General features: G+C 52.1%; 3 tRNA genes. All 3 read right to left on the bottom strand.

Annotated elements, in window-relative coordinates:
- Window positions 1-7: 7 nt before the first annotated feature.
- Window positions 8-80, bottom strand: a tRNA-Phe gene (locus STRDD04_RS10370).
- A 4-nt stretch (window positions 81-84) separates the two neighbouring features.
- Window positions 85-158 (bottom strand) — tRNA-Met (locus STRDD04_RS10365).
- Window positions 159-171: 13 nt separating this feature from the next.
- Window positions 172-261: transfer RNA gene (locus STRDD04_RS10360), tRNA-Ser, on the bottom strand.
- Between the last annotated feature and the right edge of the window lie 6 nt (window positions 262-267).

Below are 267 nucleotides of genomic sequence, written 5' to 3'. Positions count from 1 at the left end.
AATAAAATGGCGCGAGACGGAATCGAACCGCCGACACATGGAGCTTCAATCCATTGCTCTACCAACTGAGCTACCGAGCCAAAATTGCGGGAGCAGGATTTGAACCTACGACCTTCGGGTTATGAGCCCGACGAGCTACCTAGCTGCTCCATCCCGCGATATTCTTATCTAAGGAGGATGTGGGATTCGAACCCACGCACGCTTTTACACGCCTGACGGTTTTCAAGACCGTTCCCTTCAGCCGGACTTGGGTAATCCTCCAACATA

Source organism: Streptococcus sp. DD04, assembly GCF_001578725.1.
In the GTDB taxonomy this organism is placed as follows: domain Bacteria; phylum Bacillota; class Bacilli; order Lactobacillales; family Streptococcaceae; genus Streptococcus; species Streptococcus sinensis.
This window is presented reverse-complemented; position numbering and strand designations above follow the sequence as displayed.